Below are 25,743 nucleotides of genomic sequence, written 5' to 3'. Positions count from 1 at the left end.
AATTAATTCATTGGCGTAATTATCAAACCAGACGCGAGGCAAAACAGGATATTCTGGATTACATGACCATGTTTTATAATAATCAAAGGTTGCATTCGTTTTTGGATTATCAAAGTCCGAATCAATTTGAAAACAGGTTCTGGGGGTTAATGAAAAACGTCGCTTAACTGGGGTGTACAAATTTGCTTGACCACATCATATTGTCTGATGCTCATAGAATATAAATTATGTTTATAAATAACATGCAACCTGGTTAACACGCACGATAACCAGGTGGTTGCAACAGGTCATTCTATCTTTTAAATCTCATCTATTTGACGCTGCAAAATACCTAGCTCTTGGCGTACGCGCTCTAACTCTTCCAATAGTTCCAGAACTAATACCACACCAGGCATATTAATTCCTAAATCATGCTGCAATCTTTGCGCTGACTGGATTTTATTCAGTGTGAGATAATCAAATTGTGTTTTCTTCAAATTTTTTGTCTCAAATAATCCATGTTCCATCATTTCCGTCAGCAATTCTTCCGAAAGATTATATTTTTGGCAAACTTCCACATAAGAAATGGAAACGTTTTTATCCATTACCAGACCTGTGATTACTTTTTTTTCGCTCATTCTTATATCCTCATTTTTTCACGCGGATTAAATGGCATCTCTTCCGCCATTTTCTTATACAATTCCCGTGCTCTGTCGTTTTCCGGCTGAGGAATGATAATTTTCAGAATCACGTATTGATCACCTGGTTTGTCTCCCGGCAACCCACGTTTTTTTAAGCGCAATGTTTGTCCTCCTTGAGAGCCAGGGGGAATTTTCAAATCAACGTTTCCTGCAAGGGTCGGCACAACAATGGTTGAACCTAGAGCCGCCTCCCACGGTGCGACTGGTAAAGTCAGGTACACATCATTGCCTTTTACATCGAATATTGGGTGCTTCTCAATATAAACCGTCAAATAGAGAGCCCCTCTAGGCCCACCGCTTCTACTTTCAGCACCCTGGCCTACCAAACGGATTTGTTGTCCAGATTTCACGCCGGCAGGAATCTTGACTCTAAGAATCTGGGGACTGTGGTGATGCCCATAGGCCGGCAATTGCAAATCCTTAACCACCCCTTGATAAGCTTCTTCAAGACTGATCCGGATGCTGCTTTGATAATCGGCACCTGCAAACGATTGTTCACGAAAAGGAGCAGTCCCGAACAATGATTCAAAAAAGTTCGGATCGAAGTGATAACTATCCTTGCCAATATCCCATTCCTTTTGCTGTGATGAATAGTTTGCTTTTTGCCGGATATCCCAATCTTGTACATATTGATCATAGACTCTGCGTTTTTCAGGATCTTTTAAAACCTCATAAGCCTCTGCCATCTCCTTGAATTTTTCTTCGGCATTAGGTTCCTTACTGATATCAGGGTGATATTTACGTGCCAAACGACGGTAGGCGGTTTTAATGTCTTTCTCCGTAGCATCGCGATTCAACCCCATGATTTTATAATAATCTTTATGGTCCATATTTATTCCATCTTATTTCTGTAAAACATAGCTTCCAGGCGCCGACGGCAAAGAAGAGTCCAATACACGCGCCTCGACACGATGCAGGGAAGAGCGTTCCACCAGCCAGTTATGCCACGCAAACCACCAAGACCCATCCCTCACCTCTGCTTTATCCAGCCATTTATGTGGACCAAGATAAGGCGTATGTTTTTTATGCTCGCGAATACGATAAAAACGGCCGGGATGGTTTGGTTCGCTGACAATTCCCGCATTATGTCCTCCATTAGTCAAAACGAAGGTAATATCGCTGTTGATCATCAAATGCATTTTATAAACCGATGGCCAAGGAGCAACGTGATCTTTTTCCGTACTCACAACAAAAGCAGGTAAACGAATATTTTCTGCGACCACATGATAGCCTTCAATCGTATAACGTCCAGCCGAAAAATCATTGTTTAAAAACAATTTTTCCAGATATTCGCTATGCATTTTATAGGGCATACGAGTTGCATCCGCGTTCCAGGCCAACAAATCAATCATCCCGCGTTCGGTGCCATGCATGTAATCCTGAACCATCTTAGACCAAATTAAGTCATAGGACCGCAGCATCTGGAATGACCCTGCCATTTGTTTGGTATCCAGATAGCCTTGATCCCACATCATATTCTCAAGAAATGACACTTCACTTTCCGTAATAAACAGCATGAGTTCACCTGCTTCGGTGAAATCTCCTTGAGCAGCCAGCAGGGTTAGACTTTTGAGTCGCCTGTCGCTTTTTCTTGCCATGGTTGCTGCTGCGATTAAAGCCAATGTCCCGCCTAAACAATAACCCATCAAATGAATTTTAACATTAGGAATTCGTTCGGATATGGCGTCAATCGCCGCCATTGCACCAAGTTTATAATAATCATACATCCCTAAATTACGATCTGCGCCATCCGGATTACGCCAGGACACAATAAATACCGTGTGCCCCTGATTCACCAGCCATTTCACCATGGAATTATGGGGGGACAAATCAAGAATATAATATTTCATAATCCATGCGGGTAAGATCAACAATGGCTCTTTAAATACAGTCTCTGTTTGCGGTTCATATTGAATTAACTCGATCAGATGATTGCGATACACTACTCTCCCTGGTGTAATGGCCACATCCTTACCAGGTATAAAATGTTCTGAGCCTTTGGGAGGCGAACCACTAATTTTCTCCAGCATATCTTCAATGCCAATTTCCAAGCCGCGAATGAGATTTTTCCCGCCCGAACGAATGGTTTCCTGAAATAAATCAGGATTGGTCAAAACAAAATTAGAAGGAGACAACGCATCAAGCATCTGACGCACAAAAAAGGATACCGTGCGTTCAACATGACTAGGTACACCTGGCACATCAACCGTAGCACGCCGCCACCAGTCTTCAAATTGTAAAAAACCTTCCGCCCATACGCGCCATGGAAATGTTTGCCAATTTTCCGTATGGAAACGAACATCCTCACCATCTGCCGGTTGTTGTTCGGTTAAAATACGAATCAGGGCATCACTGCCATGCAAGGCTGGATAAAGTAATAATTCTAATAACCGCCCAGGCGATTGCGATAATTGTGCAAGCCAGGAAAAGCCGGCAGTGGCCATAGCCGCAGGGCTAATACCGGCAGTCATTTTGGCAAGATTGGCCTGATAGAGTTTATCAAGAAAAGTAAAAAATTCCTGAGCCTTATCTGCACCAAGACTTTGGCAACTGTGCTTCGACGTCTTTGATGCCAAACAACCTACATCAGGCAGAGATTTGTTTTGTTCTTGCGGTTGCCGAATTCCTGATTCCGTCATAGCCTATTTCCTTATATTTTTGCAATTCCTCGCATCCTGCATTTAGCTGTTTCAAGACCTACATTGTTCATTATAGAGCAATAATTAAGGCAGACGATATATTAGAACGTCTGTTGATAGTAGCATTAAAATTGAGATGATCTTGATGATTCTTTTTACTGGATTTCGCACATAAAGTATTTTTTTAATCTATTTAGATGCATTTACACTGAAAAATTCAAAGTACTGGTTTAGCGCGCTCTTTAACTGAAGTTATACGAACTATTTCACGCTGGATTTTTTTTAATCCAGTTAATTAATCCCCCTAACGCTACAATTTCTTTTTGACGTTCAGACAAGCTATGTTTTACCTGAATTTCATGATCATTAATCGTTACTGTGAATCGGTTACTGTGAAGCACATCAGGCAAATTATCCAATTTAACAATATCGTTCATTTCAATATCATCATAATCTTCTGGATGCTCGAACACCAAAGGCAAAATACCAAAATTAATTAAATTCTGCCAATGTATCCTGGCAAAACTCTTGGCAATCACTACACGTAAACCTAAGTGTCTGGGTGCTAATGCAGCATGTTCCCGACTAGACCCTTGCCCATAATTCTCTCCACCAATAATGACATGCCCATCCTTTTGCTGCTTTGCCCGTTTTGGATAATCTTCATCGATTCGAGTATAAGTAAATTCACTAATTTTAGGAATATTGCTGCGAAAAGGAAGTACTTTTGCCCCAGCCGGCGATATCTCGTCCGTGCTAACATTATCACCTACTTTAAGTACAACCGGCAACCTAAACGCTTCAGGCAACGCCTTCAATTCAGGTAAAGAAACAATATTAGAGCCTTTTATTAAAGTAATGTGCTTCGCTTTGTCATGCGGTAAAGGGTCAGCAATGCATGAGCGATTTAAAATTCTTTCTTTTGGCAAACGGACCTGAGGATAATCAAACTCCAGCGTTCTTGGATCAGTGATAACCCCCTTTAAAGCAGAGGCCGTTGCCGTCTCTGGACTACAGAGAAATACCTTATCCTCTTTTGTTCCAGAACGTCCTGGAAAATTACGTGGCACGGTACGTAAACTATTTTTATCGGTTGCAGGTGCCTGCCCCATGCCAATACACCCATTACATCCAGCCTGATGAATTCTCGCGCCAGCGTGAATCAGATGACCTAAATGACCATCACGTACTAATTCTTCTAAAATTGTTCTTGAACTAGGATTAATATCCAGAGAAACACCAGGACTTACCATGCGTCCTTTCATCATTCCTGCCGCTATTGCATAATCTCGATATCCTGGATTAGCCGACGAACCAATGTATGCCTGATAAATGTCCTCCCCAGCAATTTCTGCAACTGAAACAACATTTCCCGGGCTGCTGGGTTTAGCAATTAATGGCTCAAGCGATGAGAGATCAATTTCATCCGTTTCGTCGTATCGAGCCTCTTTATCAGCCTTTAATTCGCGCCAATCCTGAACACGTCCTTGGCTTTTTAAAAATTCCCGTGTTGCCTCATCAGAAGGAAATACGCTGGTCGTCGCACCCAATTCTTGTCCCATATTTGCAATGACGTGCCTATCCATGGTGCTTAAACACGTTAAGCCTTCGCCATAATATTCAACAATGTAACCCACACAACCTTTCACATCGTATCGCCGTAACATTTCTAAAATAACATCTTTAGCACTGACCCAGGGAGGCAATGTCCCTGTTAATTTAATGCCAAGTATTTTTGGCATTTTTATGTATAAAGGATAACCCGCGATTGCCATCGCCACTTCCAATCCTCCAGAACCAATAGCAATCATTCCCAGGGAACCAGCCGCACACGTATGACTATCTGAGCCCGTTAAAGTCTTGCCCGGTTTCCCAAAATTTTGCATGTGAACCACATGACTAATCCCATTCCCCGGGCGGCTAAAATACAAGCCAAAACGTTTGGCAGCACTCTCGAGAAATAGGTGGTCATCTGGATTTTTATTATCTTCCTGAATTAAATTATGATCGACGTATTGGACAGAAACTTCAGCCTTGGTACGCTCCAGTCCCATAGCTTCCAATTCAAGCATGACCAATGTGCCCGTTGCATCCTGGCAAAGTGTCTGATCAATCTTTAGAGCAATCTCTTCCTCTGCCCTCATTTCACTAGACAAAAGATGCGATTGAATGATTTTTTGCGTAACGTTCATGGACTCACTTCCTTGCGATATGTATTTAACTATAGCATATGGTAATAAGCTCTGCGCTGAAGAGGAATCTGTAGATTTGCATGACCAGAGTCTGTTGACCATTCGTTTCATGAAACAAACAGGTTGATGACTTGCAGTCGTAAAACGAATGGTCAATCAATGAAATGGACTCGACCATTCCCATCAATGGCGTCATAAGATGACGCCATTGATGAAGGTTCATCCTTCGAGCAATCAATAGTGTGACTGAAAGAATCCAATCCACACTTACCTTACCATTATGAGTTGAAAGAGAATCCCCAACCCATGCCATGCCAACCTTTTCCACCCACTAGGCTAAATGAAACTCCCCCGGCGACTTCTTTCAAGTCTTCTGGTGAAACGGACTCTTTTTTCTGCTCTTGAAAAGTAAATGGAATGACATTCTCCGGCAATTTTTTTGCCTCTTCTTCGCTTTCTACTAACTTAAAACGGATATTAGGCTGCAATCTTATCCCTTCTGCATTTAATACGTCCGTCGGATTTTCTTTCAATCGGGTTTTAAATTCTTCGTCATTTTTACATTTGTGCTTGATGACGTTTATGATGCTTTCAAGCTCATCTTTTGGCATTGCAAAAATGTCTTCGTATTTCATACCTTCTTTCATACTATGCTCCCTAATATAATTTCATTGATAAGTATAGACTAATTTATGACTCTGCAAATAAGTCCATTCAGTGTGAGCTAGATGGCTAATCTCGTAAGGGGTTAAGAGTAAAAATCAGAAATGTTTTTAAATAATTTTTTCGCATTGTTCAACATATTGATAGCGAGCGTAGAATTCACATATATAACTTCTTCATCGCGGGCATGTATTCGGAAAGCCGCTGCAATGAAGTCAATGTTCTCTGTACTTCTAACCGATGGCCCTTATGCCAGTTAAAATAAAGCCATAACAGCCAGCTATGATAACAAAGTTCCCATAAATGATCGTCTGCATAAGGCAATGTACCTGCCCGTTGCCGATAGCCTGCCAACACCGCTATGAATCGGTTTTTATTAAATTTTCCTGCAGTAATTTCTGCGCCATTAACAGCCACACCAATTAATTCAACAAAAGGATGAATCAGGCCAGTGCTTTCCCAGTCAATCAAGAATGGCATTTCTTTGGTTTGCCAGATTACATTGGCAGCATGAATGTCACGATGACTGGTTACCCAATCCGCCAGAGCATGCAAACGATTTTTATTACACTGCTGTATTTTATCAAAAACAAAATCAGGAAAGTTTCCCTCCACCTCCTGAAGTTGTGGAAATGGTTTAGCCTGTTGTGTAGGCAATGACAATTGATGAATGGCCGCTAATACAGAACCTAATAAAAAACTCTGTTTTTCAGTCCAATGACTTAATATGTTCCCTTTACAATAGGGAATAAACAAAATTCTTTCATTACAATGGGGAACAAGGTACTGTTTTTTCCGCCATTGACGCGCAGGCAAGGCAACGCCAAGCTCATCAGCCACTATGGATGCAATGGTTTCGTTAAATTCTATATCGTTATTATGAAGCGCTCCCAGCCACGTCTCAGATTTTATTTCCTTAGCTATCCAGTCACTCCCATCCTGCAATTTAATACGCCAGACCCTATGAACGCCAGTGTGATTGAATGGTTTGATTGAGACGCTTGCTTGCTGAAATAACTTCCTGCAACATTCGTTTAATGCATGAACACTGATAGAAGTTAAAACATTATTCATGCATTAACTGTTCAATATATCGTCGGCAGGTAAGCGGCTTATTAAGATAAGTGACAATTTGCCGGCTCCCACCGGTGCCTGTAATCACCAGGGAACCATAACGCAATAGGCTGCCTAATATGGATTGCCGAATATCAATGCTTTCAATTTTTGCTAAAGGAATATCAATCGTCTGGCGAACTAAAAGACCTGTACGCAAAATGACCTGCTTTTTCTTGATGGTCAAAGAGGAAAACTGGTAAGCAACCCAAATCATAATAAACCAAGCCAGTGCAAATAACGCTAAAAAATAAGGGACAGGATAAAGGATTTCATAATTTACACCAACATACACCGCCAAACAGAACAATATCACTGGCCAGAAAAAAAGAATCCAATGGAGACGTGCCTGATATACGATGTTATTATTTGTCATCAATAATCCTTATGTGGTTTTAATGGTTGGCTGTTATATTTTATTCTACCTGAAAATCCAAGAGATTTAGGTGGAATGGGTATATAATATTGCAGACCAATTGATTTTTCTACGTTATAGTGAGGAACAGTATGCGTCGTATTAATCGTTGCCTAAATGCTCAATTAGAAACCATATGCCAGCGCGTCATCCAATTGGATGAAATGAATAAAATTGTGTCTAAGTATCTTCCTGAACCATTACACGAGTATTGTCAGGTTGGAAGCTTTAATAAAGGATGCCTAATATTGCTCGTTAAAAATTCAGCTTGGGCATCGCAGCTTAGATACAGTTTGCCAGAACTCCGAAATAGACTAAGAACAGAAGCCAGCCTTTATCAACTTATTTCAATTAAAATAACCATTGAGGCAGAAAAACTTGAACCGTCACTAAAAAAAACGAATCCACTCCTTTCAGACGTCGCCTGTCATTCAATTATTACAACCGCCAATCAATGCCGTTATATTCCGTTAAAAAAAGCACTTTATCATCTTGCCAAACATGGATCCCACATTCCGCAGTAGAGAATATTTTTTATTTATTCTTCATTAAATCAGGATTCTGTATTGCAAAATGTGGTATGAATTGAACAGAACTTAAGCCTCTAACGGCATTAGGCCTGTCTGAATGGAAGGTTGATAATTCTCTATATCAAAATAAGTATATTCCCAAGCATCTTGGTGCACCATTAATTCTCTAAGCAGTTTATTATTCAACTCGTGACCAGATTTATGACCCTCAAATGCGCCAATCAAACCTGAACCTAAGAGATATAAATCACCAATAGCATCCAGGACTTTGTGTTTTACAAACTCATCATCAAAACGTAATCCGTCTTCATTAAGAATACGATAGTCATCAACCACGATCGCATTATCAAGACTTCCACCTTTAGCAAGATCGTTTTCCCGTAACTTCTCGTAATCGGAAAGAAAACCAAATGTTCTAGCACGGCACACTTCTTTTACATAAGAAGTGGTAGAAAAATCAAACACAGCTGCTTGTGGTTTATCGTTAAAAACTGGATGCTCAAAATCTATAGTAAAAGAAACTTTATAGCCGTTGTATGGGAGGAATTGTACGTATTTACCATTTTCTTCAATTCGTATGGGTTTCAAAATGCGAATAAAACGCTTAGCAGCACTTTGTTCACGAATGCCAGCGGATTGAATTAGAAACACAAAAGGGGCAGCACTGCCATCCATGATAGGTATTTCAGGTGCATTGATATCAACATAAGCGTTATCAATGCCTAAACCTGCAAGGGCCGACAGTAAATGTTCCACCGTGGCAACCTTAACGCCTTTATGTTGCAACGACGTACATAACATCGTATCACAGACATGTTCATAAGAAGCTGGGATTTCAGCAGCCGGCGAAAGATCCGTGCGTCTAAAGACAATTCCTGTATTGATAGGTGCAGGACGCAAGGTTAAAAGCACTTTATCACCTGAATGCAAGCCAACACCTGTTGCTTGAATCACCTTCTTAGGAGTACGTTGTTTTATCATTAAGTGCTCACCTTTAAGCTAACCGTCTTCTCGCGCGTAAAACCTCCGGAATCTTATCAACAATTTATTGATTAGTCTAATTTTTTTCACTTTCTCATAAAAAGTTTATTGATATCTATAAATAAAATGGCCACACAACCATTGTTTATTCAATTAACCTTCCTCCTGCCGGCGTAAAAAAGCTGGAATATCCAAGTAATCCATATCTGGAACTGCCATACCGTCTTGCTTTCCATCTGAGGAATCAGCAGCGGCAGCGGCCTGTTTTCGAATGACTGCCGGGCGGTCAAGTTGTCCATAATCAAGCGAGCCATCGCCACGCCTTGTTTCTATTAAACGTGCTCTTCCTGCTGCATTCTGTTGTGACTGGCGCTGTCTTGTCTCACCTAATCCAGTTACAATGACGGTAACCCGCATTTCTTCAGTCATCTCAGGATCAATCACCGTACCAACAACAACCGTTGCATCATCAGAAATGAATCCTTTGACCACATCTCCTACTTCTTCAAATTCCCCAATCGACATATCCAAGCCAGCAGTAATATTAACCAAAATACCGCGTGCCCCAGAAAAATTAACATCCTCAAGTAAGGGTGAAGCAATCGCAGCCTCTGCAGCTTGGCGAGCTCTCTGTTCTCCTTTGGCACTACCCGTTCCCATCATAGCCATGCCCATTTCAGACATAACCGTACGTACATCTGCAAAGTCCACATTAATAAGACCAGGACGCGTAATTAAATCAGAAATGCCTTTAACTGCACCTAGCAGCACATTATTTGCCGCTTTAAACGCATTCAGCAGACTAATGTTTTTGCCTAATACGCTAAGTAATTTATTATTGGGAATCGTTATCAAAGAATCCACATGTTCGGCCAAACGGCGAATACCATCCTCTGCAGCCAGAGCACGCTGCTTACCTTCAAAAGAAAATGGTTTTGTGACCACCGCCACCGTCAAAATGTTCAGTTCTTTCGCTACTTCAGCAAAAACTGGTGCAGCACCCGTGCCAGTTCCACCGCCCATCCCTGCGGTTATAAACACCATGTCCGCACCTTGTAAAACTTCTTTAATCCGTTCGCGATCCTCTTCAGCAGCCTCACGTCCAATTTGAGGATTGGCACCAGCGCCCAATCCTTTTGTCAACTGATCACCTAACTGGATATGTAGTTTAGCATTGGAATTTTTAAGTGCCTGAGCATCCGTATTAGCACAAATAAATTCAACACCATCGATGTTTTCCATAACCATGTGTTCAACGGCATTACCGCCACCACCGCCGACACCAACGACTTTGATTACGGCATTGTCTTGCTGGCCTTCCATTAATTCAAACATTACTATACCTCTCGTGGTTCAAGTTGATCCGCTGCCTTATGCGCCTTGCCGAAAACCCAATTGCTGTGAGTATATTTTTTAAAAGTTACCCTGAAACCAATTTTTCATTCGTGTCCATATGCCACTGGCACCATCACTCAGCACAGGAACATTATAACCACCTTCATATTGTTGTTGGAAGCCATGAAGCAATAAACCTACTCCTGTTGCCAGAGAAGAATTTGTAGCGGCCTCATTTAATCCAGATACATGCTGAGCACATCCATGGCGAACAGGCATCTCAAAACAAAGCTCAGCCAATTCAATTGCACCTTTGACATTCGATGCTCCACCAGTTAACACGATACCAGCCGCCACCATATCTTCAAAGCCACTACGCCTGAGTTCATTACGTACTAGCGCAAACAATTCTTCGTAACGAGCAGAAACAACATCTGAGAGTACTTTAGCTGAAATTTTACGGCCCGGGCGTTCATTAACACTGAGAACTTCTATCATTTGGCTTGCATTAGCAAGTTCGGACATCGCACAACCGTAATTTAATTTAATGGTTTCGGCCGCTTTGCTGGGTGTACGAAGCGCCACAGCAATATCATTGGTTACCTGGTCACCTGCAATGGGAATAACCGCCGTATGTTGAATGGCACCTTCTGAAAAAATAGCAATATCAGTCGTTCCACCACCAATATCGATTAGACAAACGCCCAATTCTTTTTCATCATCCGTTAAGACTGCATGACTGGATGCAAGCTGCTCAAGAATAATATCATTGACCTCCAGACCACAACGACGCACACATTTGGCGATATTCTGAGCAGCACTGACTGCTCCGGTAACAATATGCACTCTTGCCTCTAAACGAACACCCGCCATACCCACTGGCTCACGTATACTACCCTGATTATCAATGATAAATTCCTGCGGAAGGATATGTAGAATCTTTTGATCCGCAGGAATAACAACCGCTTTGGCCGCATCGAGCACGCGATCAATATCTGCTTGTGAGACTTCCTTGTCACGAATAGCAACAATACCATGGGAATTAAGGCTACGAATATGGCTGCCGGCGATGCCCGTATAAACACTTCGAACTTCGCAACCTGCCATTAACTCGGCTTCCTGTACCGCACGCTGAATCGAATTAACTGTCGCTTCAATATCTACGACCACTCCTCGTTTCAGCCCACGTGAAGGATGACGACCGATTCCAATAACCTCGATTGTTCCATCTGCAGCTGCTTCTCCTACCAGAGCAACCACTTTAGACGTTCCAATATCCAAGCCAGTGATGATATTTTTTTCCGATTTTTTAGCCATTATCTTCCCGTTTGTTGTTTCCATTGCACCGCCATGCCGCGCGCATAGCGTAAATCAACACTAGACAGTTGTTCAGGTTTATCTGCAAATAATGTGGGATAGGCACTACAAAAACGCTGTAGGCGCCGCTCTATATCCCGCTTCCCCAAACGCAATTGCACACCATTTGCTAAAGCAAGCTCCCAAGCCTGATTATTACTTAACTGCAATGAAATGGCACGCAAGCCATATTTTGATAATATCTTACTCAATTTTTGATAAATTTGTAAGACATCTCGTTGCTGATTCTCAGGGCCCGATAATTGCGGAAGATCCAAATCGCTTCGATTAATCTCAACTTTGAATAATTGCCCATCATTTGTCAAAAACGAATCATTCCATACTGCGATAGGCATTTTTTCGGTCAAGGTGATTTTGAGTGTATCCGGCCAAATTCGCCCAATGCTAACTTGTTTTACCCATGCCAAAGAATTCAAATCAGCATGCAACTGTCTGACCGGTAATGAAAAAAAACTGGTATTAAGGTAGTTAGTCAACACATCTTCAAGCTGCTTACGAGTGATATGTTGATAAGTAGCAACAATTTTAACGGTGTTAATTGGAAAACGTTGTGCATCAGCCAGAAACAAATAAATCAAGCGTGCCGATAATAATAATGCACAAATAATGAGTATACCCATAAGACTTATGTAATGTAATCTCGTCCTATCCATCCCATCCATTTACCCCATATTATAACTGCTATATTATTTAATAGGTTACTGATAATCCGTTACTAATTGCTGATGGCAACGATGGTGAGTCATAGCAATTTGAATTAATTGATCTATCAAAGCAGTATAAGATAAGCCACTTGCTTGCCATAACTTAGGATACATGCTGATTGGAGTAAACCCAGGCAGTGTGTTGATTTCGTTAAAATAAATCTGCCCATCATCACTGACAAAAAAATCCACTCGCGCCATACCTTTGCATTTAAGTGCAGTAAATACATCAACAGCCGCTTGCTGCAATCGCTGTAATAATGCATCCTCCAGCTGTGCAGGAACGTGTAATTCAGTCTGCTCACTTTCCAAATATTTGGCTATATAAGAATAAAATCCATCAGCATGATGGACACAAATTTCACCAGCCACGCTTACTTGCGGAACCCGCGAAGGAATACCATTCTCCAGCACGGCTAATTCGATTTCTCGTCCTGAAATAAATTCTTCAATAAGCACTTCTTCATCATAACGTCGAGCATCATCGATTGCGGATAGCAGCTCATTCATATTTCTTGCCTTGTGAATACCCACACTAGAACCCATCGAGCAAGGCTTGACGAATAGTGGCCAACCTAATTCAGCAACAATTTGCTGGCATAATGACTTCATCTCATCTTCAGAAGAATGTGAATACCAAGGGATCAAATGATAACGCGCCGATTTTAAACCATTTTTACAGGCAAGACGTCTTGCCATGTCTTTATCCATTCCAATTGCAGACGATAAAACACCACAACCAACAAAAGCAACGTCAGCCAATTCCAGCAGTCCTTGCAAACAACCATCCTCATAAAGTGGCCCATGAACCACCGGAAAAACAACATCCGCAGGAATTGCAAGACGCCCATCGCTCACTAAACTAGGTAAAGGCTGGGAGTTTGGAGTCGTAACAGGTAAAGAACCTTTATAAGATAAAAGATCCTCATACTGATTCAAAAAAAAGCGACCTTCTTTATCCATTCCGACTGGAATGATGTTATAACGTGCTGCATCAAGATTCGCCAATACGGACGCTGCTGAAACCAGGGAAATTTGATGTTCGCCGGATTTACCTCCATAGAGTAATAACAGATTAATGAGATTGGACATTATTCGTCTCCAATAATATGTACTTCGCGGATCAGTTTAATGGTTGTTTGCTCATACACCGTGTTTTGTACCAATTGAATTAAATCTTCAATATCTTTTGCCAATGCATTACCCTGATCATTAATGATGAAATTCGCATGCTTTTCTGAAACGGCAGCACTGCCAAGACGTTTTCCTTTCAAACCACAAGATTCGATTAATTTTGCGGCATAATGATTGGGAGGATTTCTAAATACTGAACCACAATTATACTCACTGGTTGGTTGAGTTGCAGCACGTCTTGCCAATAATTCTTTTATGAGCTCCATAGATTTTGCCTTATCACCTGCGGGTAAGCGGCAAGTTGCTGAAATAAACCATTCTTCTTCCATCAATCCGGAAACATGGCGATAAGAAACATCAAACTCATTGGCATGACGACGCTGTATCTTACCATCTCGAGTTATTGTTTCAACTTCGATGACCAATGGCCATGTTTCTCCATTAAAACAGCCGGCATTCATACGCAAAGCACCACCCATCGTTCCAGGAATTCCTGCCCAGAACTCACCGCCACTCAGATTATTTCGCGCGCAAAATCTAGCCATTTTTGCGCATGAAACACCAGCTTCTACATAAACCGTATTTGCATTAATTAGGCGAATTTCATTCAAGCGGTTTTGGGTCAAAATTACCGTACCGCGAAAACCCTTATCTTTGATAAGGGTATTACTGCCCAATCCGAGCCAAAGCAAGGGTTCGTTAGCAGAAAGGGTTGCAAGAAATGATGATAGATCAGCAACCCCAGCGGGTTTATATAGTTTTGCAGCCTTTCCGCCCACTCGCCAGGTGGTATAATCTGCAAGAGATTCATTCAATAGCAACTGGCCTTGGGAAAGCTCTTTTTCTTTTGTTGCTAATTCAGACCCACTCATGCTGTTTCTCGCAATTTTTGCATCAGATTTAAAGCAACTTGGCCAATGCTTCCAGCCCCCTGCATTAAGATAACATCATCATCGATGATCAAACCATCTAAAACTTGTTCAAGATTTTGTTCATTTACCAACGTTACTTTGGGAAAATTATTGTGTATTTCCTTTGCTAACAGCTCGCTGCTTACTCCAGGGATCATCGCTTCGCCGGCAGAATAAATATCAAACAGGAGTAATTCGTCAGCAAGACTTAGTGACGCTACAAATCGGTCAAAAAGCGCTTGGGTTCGGCTATAACGATGCGGCTGAAAAACATGAATCAGGCGTTTATTCGGCCAAACTGAACGAAACGCTTCAATGGTAGAAAGTATTTCCTGTGGATGATGCCCATAATCATCCACAACCAAGGCCGTTCCGCGCGCAAAACGCCGTTCGCCTAACATTTGGAAACGCCTGCCAACCCCTTGAAATTGAAATAAACCTCGCTGAATGGATTCATCATCAACACCCAGCTCGGTAGCAATCGCTATCGATGCCAACGCATTCAATACATTATGACGACCAGGCCACTTAAATCGGATCGATAACGGCTTATGAGGAGACGGCCGTTGAACAACAAACTCGCTTAACAAGCCATTTTGATTCCAGTCAACGGCGCGATAATGCACGCCTTCACAAAAACCATACGTTCTGGTTGGACGTTGAATTGCTGGCAAAATACGTCGTACTTCCTCATCTTCAACACATACCACCGCCAAACCATAAAAAGGTAAGTGATGTAAAAATTTAATAAACGTTTTACGCAAATTATCAAAATCATTCCCATAAGTGCCCATATGATCAGCATCAATATTGGTAACGACGGCCATGGTTGGCTTTAAAAATAAAAATGAAGCATCGCTTTCATCTGCTTCAGCTACAAAATAAGCGGATTTTCCTAATTGAGCGTTGGTCCCACGACTGTTTAATTTTCCCCCAATAACAAAACTGGGATCGAAGCCGCCTTCAGCCAAAAGACTGCTTATCAAACTGGTTGTTGTCGTTTTACCATGGGTGCCGGCAATCGCAATGCCTTGGCGAAAACGCATTAATTCCGCTAGCATCATAGCGCGCGGAATGACTGGTATCATCTGCGCACATGCTGCGATAATTTCAGGATTGTTGTCATCAATAGCAGTTGAGCGCACAACAACATCAGCACCACTGATATTCTCTATACGATGGCCTATATAGACTGAGATACCCAATGATTTTAAATGTTGGACAACTCGCGTTTCACCAACATCTGAGCCAGTGATGCGATACCCTTCATTATGCAACACTTCAGCAATGCCGCACATACCAGCCCCGCCAATACCTACAAAATGGATATGTTCTACTCTTCCCATCCTTGGAGATTGAAAATGTTCATTATTGTTCACCGTATTCCCCCTAATCATAAGGCTATGAGTTCCAAGTAATGTCGTTCCTTGACAAGCTTTATTACACCCGTTTTATGACCGCAATCCCAAAAACTGCCAGCGGTTCTCATGATCAATCCGCAGCAATAAGGCAATAACACAGATACATACCATCATGCTGGCTCCCCCATAGCTCATCAATGGTAATGTCAGCCCTTTCGTAGGAAGCAACCCAGCATTTACGCCCATGTTAATTGCAGCCTGAAACCCCAGCCAAAATGTGATACCATAGGCTGTATAAGCAGCAAAAAACCGCTCAAGAGAATAAGCGTTGAATCCTATCATAAACCCTCTAAAAACGAGTATACTATATAAAGTTAAAACAAGCAGGATGCCAACCAATCCTAACTCTTCTGCCAATACAGCAAACAAAAAATCTGTATGCGCTTCTGGTAAATAAAATAATTTTTGTACACTATCCCCCAATCCTACTCCAAACCAACCGCCACGTCCAAAGGCAATTAATGATTGAGTTAATTGATAGCCAGTATTAAACTGATCGGCCCAAGGATTAAGAAAGGCAGTCAACCGTAATAAGCGGTACGGAGATGATACAGCAAGAGTTACCAGACAACAGCCTACGATTAGCATCAAGCCAATATAATATCGAAATTTAACCCCGGTTAAAAAAAGCATGGCCATAACAGTACCGCAAATAACAACAGTCGCACCAAAATCCGGCTCCAAAAGTAATAAAAAAGAAAATAAACCAAGAATAATCATTGGCTTTATAAATCCTATAACATTCTGATTAACAATCTGATGTTGACGTACTAAATAACCTGATAAATAAAAGATAATAGTCACTTTAGCAAGCTCAGACACTTGTATTCCAATCGGGCCAAAAGCAAGCCAACGTCGGCTGCCATTCACCATGCGGCCTATGCTAGGTATTAAGACTAAAATCAAAAGAAATAGACACCCTAATAATATCGGTATACTGAATTTTTCCCAAACACTGCTATCAGTACGAATGATCGCAATTGCTACCAAAACACCTGCAAAAAGATAAGACACTTGACGAATTAGGAAATGAAATGGTTGATGATAATATTTTGTCGATATCACCACTGAACTTGAAGATACCATCATAAGTCCAGTGATAATCAGGCCAATAACTGCCAGGATCAGCCATTTATCATAAAGGGCAAGAGGCTTATGCGTTGGTTTGCCGCGTTGATTTAAATGACGGGGTCGCATGGTGCTCACAAAGCATTTACCATAGCAATAAAATCATCTCCACGATGATTAAAATCACGGAACATATCAAAACTGGCACAAGCTGGTGACAGCAACACAACATCACCATTCTCTGCCTTGGATTTAGCAATCTGAATTGCGCCATCCAAAGAGGAAGCATGGTGTATCGGCACAACCTCTGCCAATGCTTCTTCTATTTTAAGGGCGTCTTCACCCATCAAAATCACCGAACGAACATAATCTGCCACAGGTTGACGCAATTCGGAAAAATCTGCTCCTTTTCCCTGTCCACCCGCTATCAATACGATTCGCCCATCGATAGAATCCCCTATTCCTGAAATGGATGATATCGTAGCACCTACATTCGTTCCCTTGGAATCATTCACCCAGTCAACCCCATCAATTGTTCTTACCCATTGGCTGCGATGAGGCAATCCTGCAAAACGTCGTAAAACTTCTATCATAAAAACAGGCGCAATCCCTGCTGCATCAGCCAAAGCACAAGCGGCTATTGCATTCAACCAATTATGTTTTCCTCTGATAAGCAATGCGTCCACTGGCAATAAACAGTCTTGACCATGTGCTATGTAGTTGATGCCTCTTTTATTGACGATACCCCAATGATCCCTCTCAGGCGTATCCAACCCATAGCTGACCAGCCTCCGAATCCCAGCCAAGCTTGCATTGGGAACAGTCTGCTGATCTTTGCGATTGTACAATAAAATTTCCGCCTTACTGTATATCCGCTGCTTTGCCTTGGCATACGCTTCAAGAGTATGATGTCTATCTAAATGATCGGGAGTCACATTCAAGATGGTCGCAGCCAGTGGCGCAAGAGAATGCGTTAAGTCTAATTGAAAGCTGGATAACTCCAAAACCCACAAATCATAACGAACACCAACATCGAGTATGTCCAGCACCGGCAGGCCAATATTTCCCGCAACCGCAACCGATAGACCGGAGGCTTTCGCCATTTCACCGACCAGTGTCGTCACTGTTGATTTACCATTGGTTCCAGTAATGGCAATTATCGGAGCATCCACTTCACGAGCAAGACAATCAATGTCACCAAAAATTGGTATGTCCATTTCTAAAGCATCTCGGAAAATAGGTTCATCGAGTGAAACACCGGGACTACTGATAATACCGGACAATTGGCTATACAATGACTTGGGGAATTGACCTAAAAAGACATCAACACCCGGAAATTCATTACGAAACTCATCTATGCCCGCGGGGTTCGTACGAGTATCAAAAGCAATAAAAGGCTGATTCCTGCGCCTTAAATACCGGGCAATGGAATAACCTGTCTTACCTAAACCTGCGACTAAATGAAGCGATGATTGCATATTCACCTCTAAATGCACGATTGCAGATTACGGGACACTCAACATTTTCCCGCACCGTGGACTTTAGCGAAGCTTTAAGGTCGCTAAGCCACACAATACAAAAATAACGGTCATAATCCAAAAACGTACAATAACTTTTGGCTCTGACCATCCTTTCAATTCAAAATGATGATGTAAGGGAGCCATACGAAATAATCGCTTGCCACCGGAATACTTAAAATATCCTACTTGCAAAATAACGGATAATGTTTCAATGACAAATAGCCCCCCCATGATCAACAACACTAACTCCTGCCGAATAACAACAGCGACCATACCAAGAGCAGCCCCTAATGCCAAAGAACCAACATCCCCCATAAACACTTGAGCCGGATAAGTGTTATACCAAAGAAAACCTAAACCCGCACCGACGATGGCCGAACAAAAAATAGTGAGCTCCCCCGTGTTAGGAACAAAAGGAATAGCAAGATAGTGAGCATATACTGAATTACTTGCCGCATAAGCAAATACTCCCAATGCTCCAGCCACCATAACAATCGGCATAATGGCCAATCCATCTAAACCATCCGTCAAATTAACTGCATTACTACTGCCAACAACCACAAAATAAGCAAAGATAGGAAACAGCGGACCAAGACTAATTAACCAGTTTTTGAAAAAGGGTACCGTTAACTGCGTATGGATAGGCATACTAGCACTATAATACAGATAAAATACTGCGATGAGCGCTATAACCGATTGCCAGAAATATTTCCAGCGACCTGGCAGCCCTTTACTATTTTTCAATACCAATTTGCGATAATCATCTACCCATCCTACAAGACCGAAACTAAGCGTTACCAATAATACTAACCATAGGCTGACCTGCCGCAAATCACCCCAAAGCAATGTACTTACCGTGATCGCCAATAAGATAAGCACCCCTCCCATCGTCGGGGTTCCTGCTTTCGCCAAGTGAGTTTTTGGCCCATCATCTCGAACCATTTGACCAATTTGCAATCCTCGCAACCATCGTATCGTCATTGGTCCACAAAAAAGACCAACCAATAATGCCGTCAAAGCTGCTAATATGGAACGAAATGTTAGATATTGAAACACCCGAAACGCATGATACTGTCCTTGTAATAGTTGCGTTATCCAATAAAGCATTTAACATACCTCTTCTCTAATTTACTACGAACGAGCTATCAGTAAGGCTTAAAGCAACTGATGCACGACCTTTTCCATTGCAGCCGCTCGGGAACCCTTCACTAAAACCATCGTATTTGAATTCAGTTGATTCAACAACTCATCCACCAACGTTTCTTGACTATCATAATGTCTTCCCTGTGAGCCAAATATTTGCGATGTGTATTGACTATGATGTCCATAAGTCATAATGGCATCGATCCCAAGACGACGGGCTACCCTTCCTATTTCCTCATGGTGCGACTTAGTTGACTCACCTAATTCTCCCATATCTCCAAGAATCAGAATACGCCGACCTCTATATTTTGCAAGTACCTCAAGTGCTGCTATCACAGAGCGTAGATTAGCATTATAAGTATCATCGACAATGACAGAATTATTTTTGCCAGAACGATAAGTCATGCGACCCGACACGCCGGAAAATTGACATAAACCTGACGCGATATCCGATAAACCAATACCTAGAGCATAAGTACAGGCTGCTGCCGCCAGAGCATTCTTAACATTATGAGCACCAGGAACCTTTAGCTGAATCTCAACTTCACCATCGGGCACGACTAAAATAAAACGAGCGCATTCCATCTCATCATAATCAATCTGGCGAGCATGAATTGCTGCTGCGGGTTTATCCATAGAAAAACGTAAAACACGTTTATTGACCAAAAGCGCGTCCCAATAATGAGCAAAAGAATCATCGTCGTTAATAACGGCCACCCCTTGATCATTGAGTCCTTGATGAATTTCACCTTTTGCCTTAGCCACTCCTTCAATGGAACCAAAACCTTGAATATGTGCCGGAGCTATATTATTAATCAGCGTAACATGAGGTTGTACAATTACGACCGTCTTAGCGATTTCCCCAGGATGATTCGCTCCTAATTCAAACACTGCATAATGGTGTTCGTTGCGAAGTTTTAACACGCTTAAAGGCACGCCAATATGATTATTCAAATTTCCCGGGGTAGCATGCGAAGGCTTAGGTAAGATTGCCGCGATCATTTCTTTAACCGTTGTCTTGCCATTACTGCCCGTCAAAGCAACCACACCACATGAAAACTGCTGGCGATAATAGGCAGCAATCGTTGCCAACGATTGTATTGTATCGGCAACCGTGAGTTGTGGAACATCTACCATCGATGAGGCATTCGTGCACAGCACAGCCGCTGCTCCCTGCAAAACCGCTTCGCGAATAAAATCATGGCCATCGAACCGTTCGCCGCGTACTGCAACGAATAAATGCCCAGGCTCCACTGTTCGGCTGTCAATACCTATGCCGCTTAAATGGATATCATAATGACAAGGAATGTTCAACAAAGATGAAATTTCAGCTAAATTCATAATCATGATCACCTTATAACTTATTAAAGGAGAATATCTGTCTTATTTTGCCGCTATATTTGCCATTAACCATTCAACGATTCGCTCTTGATTACCCGCAGTATAAATGCGTATCACTTTATTACGGCTTTCCTTACCCAACTGGATCAAAATATCTTTCTGCTGCACACGCAAATATTTGGCCAAATATTTTATAAGCATTTTATTCGCTTTTCCCTCGCAAGCAGGAGCTTGCAAGGATAACAACAGTTGATGTCCTGATGATTCAATGGCTAGCTGGTTTTCTTTACTGCCAGGCTTAACTTTAACCTGTAAGGTTACGTAGTACGGGTACACTTTAAGCCAAAGCGGTTTTTTCACATTCCTCACCAAGATTTAAATCGCGGTAATAACATTGAAGACTGGCATCTGAAAGAGGCCGCCTTTTATCGTCAAGTAAATGGGTATCTAATCCTTCACTCAATTGCTTTGCTGTGTCAAACATGACGGCAAATCGTTCGCCATCAATCGTTGGATTACCTGAAACCTGCATAAAGATACAAAGCCCTCGCACACTAAATGCTCCTATATTCTGTAAATCAAAAACCCCACTTTTAGTGGCAGCAGCGAGACTGCACAAGACTGGCCCCTGACCATTCGGATATTGATGGCGGTGAAACAGATGACCTTCACCAAAACGCAACCCTGCAGAAAGAATCGTTTGTAAGAGTTCATAACCGGCCAGCTGTCGATTTTCCTTGGCCAATAAAAACATCATCATAGATGAAGGAACATCAGTGACATCAGATGATGCTGTTTTCTGAAGGACATCGACTGATTTAGCATCTGATGCTTTAGCAGTTTCTTCACGGATTACTCTGCGTACTGCAATAATGTCATCTGGTTTGTCATTGTCCAATTGCCCCATTGAGGGTTGTCGATAGATAGCCTTTGAATTAATACGCCTTGCTTTCATCATGCGAGCAATTGCAAAAAATACTCCAATCAGTAACAGGACATTGAGAATTAAGCTCCAGTTTGCCTGCATCATTAACTCCTATTCATAAACAAGGCTTGTTCTACATCCACCGAAACGATTCGTGATACACCTGGCTCACGCATCGTCACTCCAATCAAATGATCAGCCAGTTCCATCGTGTTTTTATTATGTGTAATAAATAAAAACTGAACCCATTGAGACATTTCTTTTACCAACTCACAAAAGCGTCTTACATTCACATCATCCAACGGCGCATCCACTTCGTCAAGCATGCAAAATGGCGCTGGATTCAATTGAAAAATAGCGAATATTAGTGCCACCGCCGTCATTGCCTTTTCACCCCCAGACAGCATATGAATTGTACTATTACGTTTACCCGGAGGCTGCGCCATGATTAAAATGCCCGCCTCCAGGAGATTATCGCATGTCCATTGCAATATGGCACGCCCACCACCAAAAAGTCGCGGGAAAAGCGATTGAAATGATGCATTAATCTGCTCAAAGGTTTCCTGAAGACGTTGTTGCGTGTCTTTATCCATTTTAGCAATTGCCAATTCAAGTGTTGTCAACGCATCCACCAAATCTTGATGTTGTTCATCCAGGTACTGTTTGCGCTGCAATTCTGTTTTATATTCATCAATTGCAATAAGATTGACGGCGCCTAAACGATTAAGTTGCTCACTGACATACAATAATTCCTTTTCGCGCTCCTCAGAGGTTAATCCAGATGGCACATTATTTAATAGGCACTCAGCATCCATATTCAATTCAGCTAATGACTCCAAGATGCTACTCGTGCGGATACTGAATCCTTGCGCTTTTATATGCTGCTGCTGCATGATTTCTTGAATGCTCTTGATCTGCTGCTCCAGACTCTTACTATCTTGAACCAGATGATTGCTTTTGGCTTGTAATTCTTCTACTTGCTGCCGACACACCATTAATTGTGTATTGCATTCATTATGCTGAATGATTGCTTGCTCGAGAGATGATTTATGATCATCGTTGGAAGAATCCATTTCCAGGCCGCGAACAGATACTATGTCTAACCGCTCTTGCAACGTGCTAATGCGCTGAGTTTCCCGCTGCAAATTTTCATGAGTTTGCTGTATTTTTAGTTTTTTCTTCTCACATTGCATTTCCACCTCACGCAAGGAAGCTTTTATTTTTTCTACTTCTTGCCAACATTTGAAAAGGCCGTTTTCCCATTCTTTTTTTTCTAGGTCTAGTTGTTTTTGCTGCTGTTCACAATGCTTACAACTCTGACTTGCAGTTTGCCACTCACCGTCAGATTGAAGCCATTCCTCAGCCAATGTTGCAATGAGATGCTCCAATTCTTCAATTTCTTCAGTGAGCATCGTGGTTCGAATTAATGCTTGCTCCATAGATTGTTGATGTTTATGAATTTCAGTATCGCCAAACCGTAATTCATTTCTTTTTTCAGATAAAAGCCGACTTAAATCTTCTTCTGTTTTTTGAGTCTCGTTTAATTGGACATGCATTGCATCTTGTTTATCTTGCAGTTGCTTTAAATCCGACTGCGTATTGATTAATGCGTGACTTAATTCACCAAGTAATTGTTTTCTCCTTAGCAAGCCATCCTTATTTTCTCTCGAACAATTCGTGGTTCTTACCCATCCAAGTCCAAGCCAATAACCATCGGCGGTTACTATTGATTGATTGGCATTTAACGAAGGTAACCACTGCAGAGCTTCATCTAAGGTGTCTGCCGCAAACACGTGCTCGAGCATGCTATGCCAACAAGGAATCGAACCTTCAATCATATCAGCCAATCGCGGATAGACGGTTCTTTTTTTATTCTTCTCAGCTAAAGTAACAAATATGGATGCAGTACCTCGCAAATCGGGCAAGACATTTTGTATGGAAGCAACTGAATCAAGCAAAACCGCATGCAACCCATCCCCTAACACCAATTCGCAAGCGGGCAACCAGGTGTCACTAACTTTCATTACCTCAACAAGACGTGGCGCATTTTTCCATTGTGGGCGTTCAAGCGATTCGTTCATCGTTTTTAACGCGGAATTTTGTGCCGCCAGCAATGCTGCATGCTCCGTGCTCAAAGACTGCACTTGACTTGCTGTCTGACGAAGTTGTTGCTCCGTTGTAATAATTTGCTGTCGCAAGACGGTACTTTCATTGATTGCTTTTTGATGCGCTTCAATAATTTCTTGTTGTTCTTTAAGCAAGTGCGCTTGTTTTGCCTCTTTTGTCAAAAGCTTGTTTTTCAACGCATCAATATCAAAAAAAGAAAGTTCATTTTTTATTTTTTCCAGACGCAATAACGCTTGTTGCCGACGTTGCTCTATGTGCTGCAAGCGAACCTTCTCAATTTCCATTTTCTGTTGAACAGTAACCTGTTCTACTCTCGCCTGTTGCCATTGAGAACGCCAGTGCTCCTCTTGTTTCTGCCATTCCTTTAATGCATTTTGACTTACAGCAAACGCTGCTTGCAAAGTCTGTAATTGCGTTTCCAAGAGATGCAATGACTCGGAATCGGTTTGAAGGGTTTCTTTACCTTGCTTTTGTTGATTTATAGCCAGCTGCAAGTCAGAGTGTATTTGTTGCTTTTCTTCAAATAATCGTTGTTTATCACGCTGTTTTTGCTGTATGAATTCTTCAAGGCGGGCAATTTCATGGTTCAACTGATATACTTGCATCTGTATTTGCTGTAAATCATGATTTGCCTCATGCAGTTTTTCCTGGGTGAGCAGCTCTTCTTTCTTTAATCCACTGTATTTGCTCTGATATTCCTCAAATTGCAGGGTAAGTTGATTAATGTCTTTCTGCATCTGCGCTTGCTCATGACTTAAGGAACGCCACTTCATTGCAAGAACTTCAGCCTTAAACAAGCGCTCTTTTTCTTTCAATGCCTTAAAACGTTCCGCTGCTTTTGCCTGGCGCTCCAAGCGAGCAAGCTGTTTACCTAACTCTGCACGAATGTCTTCGACACGCCCCAGATTTTCACGAGTAAAACGGATGCGTTGAAGAGTTTCTCGCCGGCGTTCTTTGTATTTGGATATACCAGCGGCTTCTTCCAAGTAAACTCTTAATTCTTCGGGACGGGCTTCGATTAATCGCGTAATCATATCTTGACCAATAATGGCATAGCCGCGAGCTCCCGCGCCTGTGCCCAAAAAAACATCTTGAATATCCTTACGGCGACAACGACTGCTATTCAGATAATAAAAAGAGTCGCCATCACGCGTCACCAGACGTTTAACTGCAATTTCCTGATAACTGGCATATTGTCCTGTCAGACGACCCAAACTATTATCAAAAATCAATTCAACCGATGCCTGTCCTACTGGCTTGCGATGAGAAGAGCCATTAAAAATCACATCTGTCATTGATTCACCACGAAGATTTTTCGCCGAACTCTCCCCCATAACCCAGCGCACTGCATCAATTATATTTGACTTACCACAACCATTAGGTCCAACAACGGCAACCAACTGACTAGGAAATGGGATAATCGTAGGCTCAACAAACGACTTAAATCCGGCCATTTTTAATTGCTTAAGATGCATGACTGCATGCCTAGGGAATAAATAATTCTGATTGTAACCTACATTGAGT

The 25,743-nt window shown here is 41.9% G+C and carries 23 protein-coding genes; 2 read left to right on the top strand and 21 right to left on the bottom strand.

Annotated elements, in window-relative coordinates:
* On the top strand, nucleotides 1-167 hold a 167-nt coding region (locus E1O52_RS08950; RefSeq protein WP_165474755.1), incomplete at its 5' end, for an IS3 family transposase.
* A 132-nt stretch (nucleotides 168-299) separates the two neighbouring features.
* Here E1O52_RS08950 and E1O52_RS08945 read toward each other — a convergent pair.
* From E1O52_RS08945 to E1O52_RS08915, 7 genes are all read right to left on the bottom strand, one after another.
* Nucleotides 300-617, bottom strand: a complete 318-nt coding sequence (locus E1O52_RS08945) for a chaperone modulator CbpM (protein WP_133128369.1) — start codon at nucleotides 615-617, stop codon at nucleotides 300-302.
* Between the two features lie 2 nt (nucleotides 618-619).
* Entirely contained in the window at nucleotides 620-1,510 is an 891-nt protein-coding gene (locus E1O52_RS08940; RefSeq protein ID WP_133128368.1) for a DnaJ C-terminal domain-containing protein, read from the bottom strand.
* Between the two features lie 12 nt (nucleotides 1,511-1,522).
* Nucleotides 1,523-3,319: a PHA/PHB synthase family protein gene (locus E1O52_RS08935; protein WP_133128367.1), complete on the bottom strand. Its 1,797-nt coding sequence runs from the start codon at nucleotides 3,317-3,319 to the stop codon at nucleotides 1,523-1,525.
* A 266-nt stretch (nucleotides 3,320-3,585) separates the two neighbouring features.
* On the bottom strand, nucleotides 3,586-5,511 hold the full coding sequence (locus E1O52_RS08930; protein WP_133128366.1) for an aconitate hydratase: 1,926 nt from the start codon (nucleotides 5,509-5,511) through the stop codon (nucleotides 3,586-3,588).
* 278 nt (nucleotides 5,512-5,789) lie between these two features.
* A complete protein-coding gene (locus E1O52_RS08925) occupies nucleotides 5,790-6,158 on the bottom strand; it encodes a hypothetical protein (protein WP_133128365.1) in 369 nt (122 codons plus the stop codon).
* 175 nt (nucleotides 6,159-6,333) lie between these two features.
* Nucleotides 6,334-7,248, bottom strand: coding sequence for a phosphotransferase (locus tag E1O52_RS08920; RefSeq protein ID WP_133128364.1), 915 nt, complete (start codon nucleotides 7,246-7,248; stop codon nucleotides 6,334-6,336).
* On the bottom strand, nucleotides 7,241-7,663 hold the full coding sequence (locus E1O52_RS08915; protein WP_133128363.1) for a PH domain-containing protein: 423 nt from the start codon (nucleotides 7,661-7,663) through the stop codon (nucleotides 7,241-7,243). Before E1O52_RS08915 ends, E1O52_RS08920 begins: the two co-directional genes overlap by 8 nt.
* Before the next feature lie 131 nt (nucleotides 7,664-7,794).
* On the opposite strand from E1O52_RS08915, the gene E1O52_RS08910 reads away from it, so the two are divergent.
* Entirely contained in the window at nucleotides 7,795-8,226 is a 432-nt protein-coding gene (locus E1O52_RS08910; protein WP_133128362.1) for a DciA family protein, read from the top strand.
* A 72-nt stretch (nucleotides 8,227-8,298) separates the two neighbouring features.
* Here the strand turns inward: E1O52_RS08910 and lpxC are convergent, their stop codons facing one another.
* From lpxC to smc, 14 genes are all read right to left on the bottom strand, one after another.
* The gene (lpxC, locus tag E1O52_RS08905; protein WP_133128361.1) at nucleotides 8,299-9,213 is read right to left on the bottom strand and encodes a UDP-3-O-acyl-N-acetylglucosamine deacetylase; all 915 of its coding nucleotides are present in this window, start codon (nucleotides 9,211-9,213) and stop codon (nucleotides 8,299-8,301) included.
* A 153-nt stretch (nucleotides 9,214-9,366) separates the two neighbouring features.
* On the bottom strand, nucleotides 9,367-10,548 hold the full coding sequence (gene ftsZ / locus E1O52_RS08900) for a cell division protein FtsZ (RefSeq protein WP_133128360.1): 1,182 nt from the start codon (nucleotides 10,546-10,548) through the stop codon (nucleotides 9,367-9,369).
* A 78-nt stretch (nucleotides 10,549-10,626) separates the two neighbouring features.
* Complete coding sequence (ftsA, locus tag E1O52_RS08895) at nucleotides 10,627-11,865, bottom strand: cell division protein FtsA (protein ID WP_165474754.1); 1,239 nt, start codon at nucleotides 11,863-11,865, stop codon at nucleotides 10,627-10,629.
* Entirely contained in the window at nucleotides 11,865-12,545 is a 681-nt protein-coding gene (locus E1O52_RS08890) for a cell division protein FtsQ/DivIB (protein ID WP_423202726.1), read from the bottom strand. The genes ftsA and E1O52_RS08890 overlap by 1 nt, the downstream gene beginning before the upstream one ends.
* A 78-nt stretch (nucleotides 12,546-12,623) precedes the next feature.
* Nucleotides 12,624-13,721, bottom strand: a complete 1,098-nt coding sequence (locus E1O52_RS08885) for a D-alanine--D-alanine ligase family protein (protein ID WP_133128357.1) — start codon at nucleotides 13,719-13,721, stop codon at nucleotides 12,624-12,626.
* Nucleotides 13,721-14,635, bottom strand: a complete 915-nt coding sequence (murB, locus tag E1O52_RS08880) for a UDP-N-acetylmuramate dehydrogenase (protein WP_133128356.1) — start codon at nucleotides 14,633-14,635, stop codon at nucleotides 13,721-13,723. The genes E1O52_RS08885 and murB overlap by 1 nt, the downstream gene beginning before the upstream one ends.
* On the bottom strand, nucleotides 14,632-16,053 hold the full coding sequence (gene murC, locus E1O52_RS08875) for a UDP-N-acetylmuramate--L-alanine ligase (RefSeq protein WP_133128355.1): 1,422 nt from the start codon (nucleotides 16,051-16,053) through the stop codon (nucleotides 14,632-14,634). Before murC ends, murB begins: the two co-directional genes overlap by 4 nt.
* A gap of 72 nt (nucleotides 16,054-16,125) precedes the next feature.
* Nucleotides 16,126-17,292 (bottom strand): putative lipid II flippase FtsW, encoded by a 1,167-nt coding sequence (gene ftsW, locus E1O52_RS08870; RefSeq protein ID WP_165474757.1) that lies wholly within the window; start codon nucleotides 17,290-17,292, stop codon nucleotides 16,126-16,128.
* 5 nt (nucleotides 17,293-17,297) lie between these two features.
* Nucleotides 17,298-18,641, bottom strand: a complete 1,344-nt coding sequence (murD, locus tag E1O52_RS08865) for a UDP-N-acetylmuramoyl-L-alanine--D-glutamate ligase (RefSeq protein WP_133128353.1) — start codon at nucleotides 18,639-18,641, stop codon at nucleotides 17,298-17,300.
* Nucleotides 18,642-18,704: 63 nt separating this feature from the next.
* Entirely contained in the window at nucleotides 18,705-19,790 is a 1,086-nt protein-coding gene (gene mraY / locus E1O52_RS08860) for a phospho-N-acetylmuramoyl-pentapeptide-transferase (protein ID WP_133128352.1), read from the bottom strand.
* A gap of 48 nt (nucleotides 19,791-19,838) precedes the next feature.
* Nucleotides 19,839-21,167, bottom strand: coding sequence for a UDP-N-acetylmuramoyl-tripeptide--D-alanyl-D-alanine ligase (locus E1O52_RS08855; RefSeq protein ID WP_133128351.1), 1,329 nt, complete (start codon nucleotides 21,165-21,167; stop codon nucleotides 19,839-19,841).
* Between the two features lie 42 nt (nucleotides 21,168-21,209).
* The gene (locus E1O52_RS08850; RefSeq protein ID WP_165474753.1) at nucleotides 21,210-21,527 is read right to left on the bottom strand and encodes a DUF167 domain-containing protein; all 318 of its coding nucleotides are present in this window, start codon (nucleotides 21,525-21,527) and stop codon (nucleotides 21,210-21,212) included.
* Nucleotides 21,505-22,194 carry a cell division protein ZipA C-terminal FtsZ-binding domain-containing protein gene (locus E1O52_RS08845; RefSeq protein WP_133128374.1) on the bottom strand — a complete coding sequence of 230 codons (690 nt, stop codon included), beginning with the start codon at nucleotides 22,192-22,194 and terminating at the stop codon, nucleotides 21,505-21,507. Before E1O52_RS08845 ends, E1O52_RS08850 begins: the two co-directional genes overlap by 23 nt.
* A gap of 2 nt (nucleotides 22,195-22,196) precedes the next feature.
* Entirely contained in the window at nucleotides 22,197-25,694 is a 3,498-nt protein-coding gene (smc, locus tag E1O52_RS08840) for a chromosome segregation protein SMC (protein WP_133128349.1), read from the bottom strand.
* Between the last annotated feature and the right edge of the window lie 49 nt (nucleotides 25,695-25,743).

It is taken from the genome of Legionella nagasakiensis, from assembly GCF_900639915.1.
In the GTDB taxonomy this organism is placed as follows: Bacteria; Pseudomonadota; Gammaproteobacteria; order Legionellales; family Legionellaceae; genus Legionella_A; species Legionella_A nagasakiensis.
The sequence above is the reverse complement of the archived record's forward strand: the minus strand, read 5'-3'. Positions and strand labels throughout refer to the sequence as shown.

Coding starts and splice junctions, on each gene's coding strand:
- lpxC (WP_133128361.1), bottom strand. CDS start 9,213: ATGATAAAACAACGTACTCCTAAGAAGGTGATTCAAGCAACAGGTGTT.
- ftsZ (WP_133128360.1), bottom strand. CDS start 10,548: ATGTTTGAATTAATGGAAGGCCAGCAAGACAATGCCGTAATCAAAGTC.
- E1O52_RS08935 (WP_133128367.1), bottom strand. CDS start 3,319: ATGACGGAATCAGGAATTCGGCAACCGCAAGAACAAAACAAATCTCTG.
- E1O52_RS08915 (WP_133128363.1), bottom strand. CDS start 7,663: ATGACAAATAATAACATCGTATATCAGGCACGTCTCCATTGGATTCTT.
- ftsA (WP_165474754.1), bottom strand. CDS start 11,865: ATGGCTAAAAAATCGGAAAAAAATATCATCACTGGCTTGGATATTGGA.
- E1O52_RS08930 (WP_133128366.1), bottom strand. CDS start 5,511: ATGAACGTTACGCAAAAAATCATTCAATCGCATCTTTTGTCTAGTGAA.
- E1O52_RS08890 (WP_423202726.1), bottom strand. CDS start 12,545: ATGGGTATACTCATTATTTGTGCATTATTATTATCGGCACGCTTGATT.
- mraY (WP_133128352.1), bottom strand. CDS start 19,790: ATGCTTTATTGGATAACGCAACTATTACAAGGACAGTATCATGCGTTT.
- murB (WP_133128356.1), bottom strand. CDS start 14,635: ATGAGTGGGTCTGAATTAGCAACAAAAGAAAAAGAGCTTTCCCAAGGC.
- E1O52_RS08925 (WP_133128365.1), bottom strand. CDS start 6,158: ATGAAAGAAGGTATGAAATACGAAGACATTTTTGCAATGCCAAAAGAT.
- ftsW (WP_165474757.1), bottom strand. CDS start 17,292: ATGCGACCCCGTCATTTAAATCAACGCGGCAAACCAACGCATAAGCCT.
- E1O52_RS08920 (WP_133128364.1), bottom strand. CDS start 7,248: ATGAATAATGTTTTAACTTCTATCAGTGTTCATGCATTAAACGAATGT.
- E1O52_RS08940 (WP_133128368.1), bottom strand. CDS start 1,510: ATGGACCATAAAGATTATTATAAAATCATGGGGTTGAATCGCGATGCT.
- E1O52_RS08945 (WP_133128369.1), bottom strand. CDS start 617: ATGAGCGAAAAAAAAGTAATCACAGGTCTGGTAATGGATAAAAACGTT.
- E1O52_RS08885 (WP_133128357.1), bottom strand. CDS start 13,721: ATGTCCAATCTCATTAATCTGTTATTACTCTATGGAGGTAAATCCGGC.
- E1O52_RS08855 (WP_133128351.1), bottom strand. CDS start 21,167: ATGAATTTAGCTGAAATTTCATCTTTGTTGAACATTCCTTGTCATTAT.
- murD (WP_133128353.1), bottom strand. CDS start 18,641: ATGCAATCATCGCTTCATTTAGTCGCAGGTTTAGGTAAGACAGGTTAT.
- E1O52_RS08910 (WP_133128362.1), top strand. CDS start 7,795: ATGCGTCGTATTAATCGTTGCCTAAATGCTCAATTAGAAACCATATGC.
- E1O52_RS08845 (WP_133128374.1), bottom strand. CDS start 22,194: ATGCAGGCAAACTGGAGCTTAATTCTCAATGTCCTGTTACTGATTGGA.
- smc (WP_133128349.1), bottom strand. CDS start 25,694: ATGCATCTTAAGCAATTAAAAATGGCCGGATTTAAGTCGTTTGTTGAG.